The organism is Streptosporangium sp. NPDC051023 (genome assembly GCF_040689595.1).
In the GTDB taxonomy this organism is placed as follows: Bacteria; Actinomycetota; Actinomycetes; order Streptosporangiales; family Streptosporangiaceae; genus Streptosporangium.
Map to the genome: position 1 here is coordinate 24074 of NZ_JBFBCE010000103.1, position 8677 is coordinate 32750.

Here is an 8677-nt window from a genome sequence, read left to right on the forward strand (position 1 = left end):
GGAAAACCATGGAGCCCGCGTGGAGCTGACCGCCGCCGAGGACGTCACCGCCGCCTGCCATGACGACACGCTCGTCGTGTGGGCGGCGCAGGGCATGCCCGGCGGGGTGCGGGCGTGGGCGCTGGGGGAGGCGGTCGCGGTCGCCAGCCCGGAGCTGAACCGCCGCGACCGGCTGACCGTGCTCGGGCCGGCGGCCCAGGTGGCCGCTCTGGTACTGCGGGTGCTGCCCGAGCTCGGCCCCTCCTACCGGCTGCTGGGCGATCGGGCGCTGATCGCGGAGCTGGCGGAGCGGATGCCGGGCACGGGCCCGGTACGGCCGTTCGAGTGGATGGACACGGCCAGGCCATCCTCGCCGCAGGAGACCGCCGAGGGGACGGCGGAGGAGATCGGATGGCTGGGTGACGCGGACGGGGAGGTGGCCGCCCTGCTGGCCGAGGCCGCCCCGTCCGCCTGGGCCGTACCCGGGCTGCCGGGGATCCGCCGCTGGGCGGGGGTGCGCTCGTCGGACGGGACGCTGGTCGCCACGGCCGCCGACGCCTGGTCCTGCCCGGCGGTGGGTTTCGTCGCCGGGGTGGCCACCGCCCAGGCCCTGCGCGGCCGGGGATACGGGCGGCGGGTGTGCGCGTTCGCCTTCGACGCGCTGATCGCCGCGCACGGCCGGGTCGCGCTGGTGGTGGACACCGACAACTACCCCGCGATCGGCGTCTACGAGCGGCTGGGCCTGAACGGCCGCCCGGTGGCCGCCCTGGCGCTGCCCGCCGCCCCCTGACCAAGCGGCTGCCGCTGCACGCCTGATGCTTTCAGGGCCATTTCATGAAATTGGCTGTTTCTTTGGAAAGTGCGGGAGCGGGAGGATTCGGGCATGATATCGCTCAGCACCTTCGTCGCCATCACGGTGGTCGCGCTCGGGATGGTCCTCACGCCCGGTCCCAACATGCTCTACCTGATCTCGCGGTCGGTGACGCAGGGGCGCAGGGCGGGCCTCATCTCGCTGGCGGGCATCGCCGCGGGTTTAATGGTGTACCTGGTCGCGGCCGCCGCGGGCATCGCGGCGATCTTCGCCGTCGTGCCGGTCGTCTACACCGTGATCAAGCTCGCGGGCGCGGGGTACCTGCTGTGGCTGGCGTGGAAGGCGGTGCGCCCCGGTGGCGGTTCCGTCTTCGCCCCCGGCGTGCTGCCGGTCGACCCGCCCCGCAGGCTGTTCTCCATGGGAATGATCACCAGCCTGCTCAACCCCAAGATCGCCATCCTGTACGTTTCGCTGCTTCCCCAGTTCGTCGACCCGGCACGCGGTGACGTCGTCTGGCAGAGCCTCAGCTTCAGCCTCATCCAGGTCGTCGTCTCGCTGTCGGTCAACACCGTGATCGTGCTGACCGCCGGGTCGATCGCGTCCTTCCTGGCACGGCGGCCGCTGTGGGCACGGGTGCAGCGCTACCTGATGGCGACCGTGCTGGCCGGGATCGCGCTGCGCATCGCCACCGACCGCTCGCGTGCCCTGGTCACCACGCCGTAGACCGGGGTCCCGGTCGCCGATGATGATGAGATGCCGGGAACCTACACTTTTGGTGTGCTCGCTGCCGTGCTCGCCTTCACCGTCGTCGCGCTGGTTCTCACCGTTTCCCCCGGCCCGGACACCGTGGTCGTGCTGCGCACGACGATCACCTCGGGACGCAGGGCCGGGTTCCTTGCCGGGTTCGGGGTCAACCTCGGCTGCTACGCGTGGGGAGTCGCGACCGCGCTCGGCCTGACGGCGCTGCTGGCCGCCTCCGACATCGCCTACACCGCCGTCCGGATCGCGGGCGTCGCCTACCTGATGTGGCTTGGCGCGCGGGCACTGTGGAACACCCGCCCCGGCGTCCGGTCCGCGACACCCGGGGAACCTGAGGAACCGGCGACGGCAGCCGGAACCGCGGTGTCCGCCAGGGCGCTGGCCGCCATGCGGACCGGGTTCGTGACCAACCTGCTCAACCCCAAGGTGGGGGTCATCTACATGACCCTGCTGCCGCAGTTCGTCCCCCATGACGTTCCGGTGCTGCCCGCGACCCTGCTGCTGGTCACCGTGCACAATCTGCTGGGCATGGCATGGTTCGCGCTCGTGGTCCTCGCCGCGCACGTCATGCGCGGGGGGCTCACCCGGCCGTCCGTCCGCCGTCGCATGGAGCGGCTGACCGGTTTGGTGTTCATCGGTTTCGGCATCCGCCTCGCGGCCGAATCGGGCTGAGACCCGCGTGCTCCGGCGAACCGTCCCGGCGGCGGCGCCGCGTGGCGCGGGCGTGTGCGGAAAGCCTGTGCCAAGCAGTCGCGACACGCCGAGGGAGGACGGCGTACGGCACGAGCCCGCGGCCTAGCCTGCGCCTCATGACGCAGCGCGACCACCCGAGGCGGACCGGCCGTTGCGGGCCGCTGGTCCCGGTGCTCCTGAGCCTGGGGGCGCTGGTGTGCTCGTGCGCCGGGATCGGCGTCCGGAACGACTCTCCCGGGGCGAACCAGGCGCGAGAGGTGGCGGCGAACGCCGCACGGACGCTCGCCCCCGCCCCGCCGCCGCAACCGCCGCCGCTGCTCACCCCCGAGAAGGTCGGCGCGGCCGTCGCGGGGCTCGACGGGATCATCCGCGCGACGATGGCGGAGACCGGCGTGCCGGGGATGGCCGTCGCGGTCGTCCACCAGGATCGGGAACTGTATCTGAAGGGGTTCGGCGTCCGGCGGATCGGCTCCCCGGGCGCCGTCGGGCCTGACACGGTCTTCCAACTCGCCTCGCTGTCGAAGCCGCTGACCTCGACCGTGGTCGCCGGTGTCGTGGGGCGCGAGACCGCGGGGCGGCAGCCGGTTTCCTGGGACGACCCGGTTGTCGCGCATGATCCCGCGTTCGCGCTCAAAGACCCCTGGGTGAGCGGTCACGTGACCCTCGCCGACCTCCTCTCCCATCGCGCGGGGCTGCCCGGCCACGCGGGGGACCTGCTGGAGGACCTCGGATACGACCGCGGCTACATTCTCGCGCACCTGCGCTACGAGCCGCTCGGGCCGTTCCGGGCGAGCTACGCGTACACCAACTTCGGGTTCACCGAGGCGGCCGTCGCGGTGGCCAGAGCGGAGGGGACGGCCTGGGAGGACCTCGCTGCCGAGGTGCTGTTGAAGCCACTGGGCATGAACTCGACCGGCTACCGGTACGCCGACTACGCCAGGGCACCGGACAGGGCGGCGCTCCACGTCAGGAGGGCCGGTCACTGGCTGGCGGGACAGACGCGCGACGCGAACGCGCAGTCACCGGCGGGCGGGGCCAGCTCGACCGCGCGGGACATGACCCGGTGGATGCGCCTGCAGCTCGCGGGCGGAAAGCTCGCCGACCGGCAACTGGTCGGCGCCGCCGCCCGCGGCGGCCTGGCGATGCGGCTCGGCCCGGGGGACCGGTGGTCGCCGCTGACCCACTACGACGGGGACACCTTCGCCTACCAGCCGTGGGGCGAGAACGCCAACGGCCCGTCCGCGGTGAGGTTCACCGCCGGTCCCTCGGGCGAGATCGCCACCGTCACCGTCGAGAACCTCGACACGACAGGTCTGGGCACGTTCGCCCGCGCCTCCTGACCGGCTCGGCGCCGCCCGGTCAACCGCCGAACCAGCCGGGCACGTCGAGCCGGAAGAACTCGGCGGGCGTGACCGCGCGCAGGTCGGCCTCCAGCGCGCGCAGGCGCTCCTCTCCCAGAACTTGCGCCCAGCGGGCGCGGAGGTCGTCGAATATGCGCGCCGACAGCACCAGGCTCTCGACGCCGCGCCGGGTGAGCCGTACGACCTTGCGCCTGGCATCGTGGGGGTCGGAGCCGCGTTCCACGTAGCCCAGTCGCTCCAGGGCGCCGATCGTCTTGCCCGCCGCCTGTTTGGTGACTCCGAGGCGCCTGCCGAGCTCGACGGCGGTCGTGCCGTCGGTGCCGATCGCCTGCATGACGAAGCCGTACATCGGCCGTATGTCGGGGTGTCCCCGCCGGGCCAGCTCGGCGTGGAGCTCGTCGATGAGCACCCGGAAGCCGAGAAGGAGGCGGAGCGGGAGCTCGAAGCCGGGAGGATCACTGGACACGATCGGCAACCTGGTTCACTGTTTCGACACCTGCGTCGCCCACCTTAGGAGTTCTCCCCGGCCCTGTCACATACGAGGGCCTTCCCTGTCCTGTCACACTCCGGTCGCGATGTCCGATGCCCGAGTGCCCAAGGGCTCCGTCCGAAGGTGCGGAGCCCGGTGAGGGCGTCGCTGACGCGGGTCTGACCGGATGTCCCTATCCTCTGCTGTCATGACGTTCACCGGCACCCCGAGGCCGCGCCCGCGCTGGTACCACGCGCAGACGGAGCTGGACGACTTCGCGATCGTCAGCTACCGGGTCCCCACCGGCACCCTCGCCGGGCTGCTGCCGGAGGGGTTCGCTCCGGCCGAGTTCGCCTTCGCCGACGGCGGTCCCGCGGCACTGGTCTCCGCGGTCGCCTTCCGCGACCGGGACTTTCACTTCCGGTTCTGCCCGCCAATGGCGATCGGCTGCGGCCAGATCAACTACCGGGCCTACGTCACCGCGGGATCCGTGCAAGGGGTCTGGTTCTTCGGCACGAGCCTCGACCATCCGCTGGCCGCCGTGCCGAGGTGGCTGTGGGGGATGCCGTGGCGCCGTACGCGCATCGAGATCGACGCGGACTGGGAGGCCGCCCCGGTGCGCTGGTCCCTGGCCGCGGGCGACGCGCACTGTGAGGCGGAGGAACTGGACGCGCCCCCCGCACAGCTTGACGGTTTCACCGGAGAGGAGCACTGGAAAGCCATGCTCACCCATCCCACCATCGGCTGGTACCGCCGCAGGGACGGCCGGATCGGCTCCTACAGCGTCTGGCACCCGCCGATGGCGCCCCGCCATCTCACCGCGCTGTCGGCGCGTTTCGGCGTCTTCGAGCGGCTCGGCCTGACCGCGCCCGAGTCGGTTCCCCATTCGATCCTGGCCCAGCGCACCCTGCACTTCGACATCCACACTCCACCCGGCCGCTTTCCCGGGGGGCCGCCGCGTCCCTGAGACGCCGCGCGGCCCTGCACTCGCCATGGCGCACCGTGACGGGGCGGGGCCGTCCTCGCGATCCGGGGGCTACGGCAGGCCGACCCGCCTTTTGTACTCGTTCCATGCGGTGACGCAGTAGCCGTACCGCCAGTCGTCAGGTCGCAGGTGACGGCAGGCGTACGAGGCGCTGAGCCGGTCGCCGAGCAGGTTGGAGGAACTGCTGCCCGCGGTGCCCGAGGAGCCGGTGCCCGTTGCGTTCGAGGGGCCGCCGCTCCCGGTGTCCGTTTCGCGGGGAGCGGCGGGGGAGGCGGTGTTCCCCTGAGCCCCTCCCGTGCCGGAACCGGTCGAGGCGCTGCCCGGGACGCCATCGCCTTCCCGGCCCCCGCCGTCGGATCCCGCCCCCCGCCGGGCCCCGCCCTCGCCGCGGGATGCCGAAGGCCGGGTCCCGGGGGCGCCCGGCCTGCCCCGGCGCCCCGTCCTGACCGCTCTGGCCGTCCTGTCTGTTCTGCTCGATCTTCCCGTCCTGGCCGGTCTGTCCGCTCCACCGGCCGTGACCACGCCGGCCGCTCTGTCCTGACCGGGTGAACCGTTCGGGCCGTCCGGGGTGGCGCTCGCGGCCCTCGGCTCGTCCTGAGCCCGTGCCGGCCCGTGCCGCTCGCGTCCCCGGCGGTCCTGTCCTTTCCCGGCCTCCCGTTCCCGCCCCTCCTTCCCGCCGGAGGCCCGGTGGATCCGCGGCCGCTCGGCGGGCGGCGACCCCTGCGCCAGGCCGTGGGCGGGCTTCGCCGGGGAGGTCGGCGCCGGAGCGGCGGCGAGCACGGGATCGGCGGTCCGCGTGCCCGCCCTCGGAGTGGCCGCCGCGTGGTGGTCACCCGTCGGGGAGGGGGGCGCGGGGGCGGCGGCCCGCACGCCCGCCGGCCCGTGCGCGGGTACCCAGCCGGACGTCCAGACGCCGACCCCGGCGGCCGCCAGGAATCCGAAGATCAGCGCGGGGCGCAGGAAGCGGTCGCGGGGAAGCTCCCGCCACGACCACTGCGGTGGGGCCGGCGCACGCCGTCGAGCCTGGACACGGATCGGCGTGACGTCGAGGCTGACCCACGATCCGTAGGAGAACGGGTCCTCGGCGGTGCCGTAGGCGAGGATCGGGGGCGGAGCCGGAGGGGGGGAGGGGGCGGAGGCCGGACTCACCGGGTCGTCGTACGGCCGCCTGCCCCGGCGGGCTGTGCCGGGGCGCCGGTCATGGGTGGGGTCGTGCTCACCGCGCATCTCGCCTCCCGCGTCACATCTGACCTGATCAGCGTGCCCTAGATCACGCTGTGTATGTCGCTCGTGACAAGACTGTCTTACCGACCTGTTATCAGAAACAGGTGCTAAATCCGTGGAAACGCGCTTAAAGCCAGCCGGTCGTTGCCCTGTGCTGTACCTGCGCTTCCGAAGTCCGGCCGCCGCTGCCGCGCTTACGCCGTCCTGCGCTGTTTCCGATCCGTTCCGCCAGGCGGGGTGTCAATTGTCGATGTATAGCCGTTTTTCATGTGTTGTCTTGACTCTTGGGGGCATACGGCTGGCAGCCGAGCAAGAGGGAGTATGGACCATGACAATCACCGGCATCATCACCGCCATCGTCATCGGAGCGATCATCGGCGCACTGGGCCGGCTGGTCGTTCCCGGCCGGCAGAGCATCCCCATCTGGCTGACCATCGTGATCGGCATCGTCGCCGCCCTCATCGGCACCGCGATCGCCGGTGCGCTGGGCGTCGCCACCACCAGGGGGATCGACTGGATCGAACTGCTCATCCAGATCGGTCTCGCGGCCGTGGGCGTCATCGCGGCGGTCAGCCTGTACGGCAGGCGCGGCGTGCGGTAACCACTCCTGCCCGCCCCGGGCTCCCGGGCAGGCGGTGAACGATCTCACGGTGGCCTCGGTTCGGGACGGTTCCCGGCCGAGGCCGTCGTCGTGCGCGGGCTCGTTCTCCGCGGGGAAAGGTCGCAGTATGCGGATCACACTTCTTCAGGACGACATCACCAGACAGGACGCGGACGCCATCGTCAACGCCGCCAACTCGTCGCTGCTCGGCGGCGGAGGCGTCGACGGGGCGATCCACCGGCGCGGCGGTCCCGCGATCCTCGCCGACTGCCGGATGCTGCGGGCCTCACGGTACGGCCGCGGCCTGCCCACCGGTCAAGCCGTCGCGACCACGGCGGGTGAGCTGCGGGCCCGCTGGGTCATCCACACCGTCGGACCGGTCTTCTCCGCCTCGCAGGACCGTTCGGAGTTGCTGGCCTCCTGTTACCGGGAGTCGCTGCGGGTCGCCGATGAGCTGGGCGCGGCCAGTGTGGCGTTCCCCGCGATCTCGACCGGGATCTACGGCTGGCCGATGGGCGACGCGGCCCGCATCGCGGTCGGCGCGGTGCGGGCCACGCCCACCCGGGTGACGGATGTACGGTTCGTTCTTTTCTCCCAGGACGCCTACGCCGCCTTCGAGGACGCCGTGGCCGGTACGGCAGGCGGGCCCTAAGGTCCGTCAGACCCCTCGCATCTCCGCGAGCGCCTCCTCGAAGGAGTCCATCTCCCGCTGGAGGCGGTCCAGGCCCGCCGAGGGCAGCCAGGCCATCACGCGGGCGACCCCCGCTTTCTCGCACGCCTCGAGCACCGCGGGATCGGCGGGCGCCGCCATGATCACCACCTCGACCGGCCTTCCCGCGTCCGCGGCCCTGCGCTGGAGCTCCCGCACCCGGTCCAGGATGCCGGGGGCGTAGTTCGGCAGCCAGCCGTCGCCGTACGCCAGCACCCGGTCGAGCACCCGCGGCCCGGTGCCGCCGATCAGCACGGGAGGATGGGGACGCTGCGAGGGCTTGGGCCACGACCAGATCGGATCGAAGGAGACGAACTCACCGTGGTACTCGGCCTCGTCCTGGGTCCAGATCCGCCGCATCGCCTCGACATGCTCCTTCATCACGGCGAAGCGGCGTGACGGATCTACCCCGTGGTTGCGGATCTCGGGCTCGTTCCAGCCCGCCCCCACACCGAACTCGAAGCGCCCGCCGGTGAGGTGGTCGACGCTCGCCACCGTCTTCGCCAGACTGATGGGATGGTGCTGCGGGACCAGGCACACGCCTGTTCCCACCCGCAGCCGCGTCGTGGCCACGCCCGCGGCCGTACACGCGGTGAAGGGATCGTAGCTGTGCCAGTATTTGCGCGGTAGCGCGCCGCCCTCAGGAGGCACGGGGGGCGCCCCCGACGCCTGGATGTGGGTGTGCTCGGTGAAGAACAGGGCCTGGTGGCCCCGCTGCTCGACCAGCAGGGCGAGCGGGCCGGGACCCACCACATCGTGCGTTGCGAAGTAGCCGAAACCAGAGTCCATAACCCCAACGTAACCCGGCACCTCCCGGCGCGGGACATGCTGGTGGAGGCGACGAACGCGAGTTCCCCGAGGTGACCTTCGTCCCGTAGCCGTCCGTGGCGGCTACGGGACGAGTCCCCGTCGGAGCGAGACATCCGGCCGTCACGGCGAGCAGGGCGCGACCCACCGCGCGAGCGGTGAGCGCGCCCTGCCGGGTGATCACGTGAAGCGGCGGAGCCTGAGACTGTTGCTCACCACGAACACCGAGGAGAACGCCATCGCGGCCCCGGCGATCATCGGATTGAGCAGCCCGAACGC

The 8677-nt window shown here is 72.1% G+C and carries 10 protein-coding genes; 7 read left to right on the forward strand and 3 right to left on the reverse strand.

What is annotated here, in order from left to right; all coding sequences use genetic code 11:
* Positions 1 to 19 precede the first annotated feature (19 nt).
* The 4 genes from AB0395_RS41410 (at position 20) to AB0395_RS41425 (ending at position 3582) form a co-directional block, all read left to right on the forward strand.
* Positions 20 to 769 carry a GNAT family N-acetyltransferase gene (locus tag AB0395_RS41410; RefSeq protein ID WP_366291615.1) on the forward strand — a complete coding sequence of 250 codons (750 nt, stop codon included), beginning with the start codon at positions 20 to 22 and terminating at the stop codon, positions 767 to 769.
* Between the two features lie 93 nt (positions 770 to 862).
* Entirely contained in the window at positions 863 to 1513 is a 651-nt protein-coding gene (locus tag AB0395_RS41415) for a LysE family translocator (RefSeq protein ID WP_366291618.1), read from the forward strand.
* A 30-nt stretch (positions 1514 to 1543) separates the two neighbouring features.
* Positions 1544 to 2221, forward strand: a complete 678-nt coding sequence (locus AB0395_RS41420; protein ID WP_366291621.1) for a LysE family translocator — start codon at positions 1544 to 1546, stop codon at positions 2219 to 2221.
* A 137-nt stretch (positions 2222 to 2358) separates the two neighbouring features.
* Positions 2359 to 3582 carry a serine hydrolase gene (locus AB0395_RS41425; RefSeq protein ID WP_366291624.1) on the forward strand — a complete coding sequence of 408 codons (1224 nt, stop codon included), beginning with the start codon at positions 2359 to 2361 and terminating at the stop codon, positions 3580 to 3582.
* A 19-nt stretch (positions 3583 to 3601) separates the two neighbouring features.
* Here AB0395_RS41425 and AB0395_RS41430 read toward each other — a convergent pair whose 3' ends face one another.
* Complete coding sequence (locus AB0395_RS41430; RefSeq protein ID WP_366291627.1) at positions 3602 to 4069, reverse strand: MarR family winged helix-turn-helix transcriptional regulator; 468 nt, start codon at positions 4067 to 4069, stop codon at positions 3602 to 3604.
* Positions 4070 to 4280: 211 nt separating this feature from the next.
* Here AB0395_RS41430 and AB0395_RS41435 point away from each other — a divergent pair, with 211 nt between their 5' ends.
* Positions 4281 to 5039 carry a DUF2071 domain-containing protein gene (locus tag AB0395_RS41435; RefSeq protein WP_366291630.1) on the forward strand — a complete coding sequence of 253 codons (759 nt, stop codon included), beginning with the start codon at positions 4281 to 4283 and terminating at the stop codon, positions 5037 to 5039.
* 69 nt (positions 5040 to 5108) lie between these two features.
* On the opposite strand, the gene AB0395_RS41440 is transcribed toward AB0395_RS41435, so the two are convergent.
* Complete coding sequence (locus AB0395_RS41440; protein WP_366291633.1) at positions 5109 to 6284, reverse strand: hypothetical protein; 1176 nt, start codon at positions 6282 to 6284, stop codon at positions 5109 to 5111.
* A gap of 325 nt (positions 6285 to 6609) precedes the next feature.
* On the opposite strand from AB0395_RS41440, the gene AB0395_RS41445 reads away from it, so the two are divergent.
* Entirely contained in the window at positions 6610 to 6882 is a 273-nt protein-coding gene (locus AB0395_RS41445; RefSeq protein ID WP_366291636.1) for a GlsB/YeaQ/YmgE family stress response membrane protein, read from the forward strand.
* Between the two features lie 127 nt (positions 6883 to 7009).
* The gene (locus AB0395_RS41450) at positions 7010 to 7534 is read left to right on the forward strand and encodes an O-acetyl-ADP-ribose deacetylase (protein ID WP_366291639.1); all 525 of its coding nucleotides are present in this window, start codon (positions 7010 to 7012) and stop codon (positions 7532 to 7534) included.
* 6 nt (positions 7535 to 7540) lie between these two features.
* On the opposite strand, the gene AB0395_RS41455 is transcribed toward AB0395_RS41450, so the two are convergent.
* Complete coding sequence (locus tag AB0395_RS41455; protein ID WP_366291642.1) at positions 7541 to 8380, reverse strand: LLM class F420-dependent oxidoreductase; 840 nt, start codon at positions 8378 to 8380, stop codon at positions 7541 to 7543.
* Positions 8381 to 8677 lie beyond the last annotated feature (297 nt).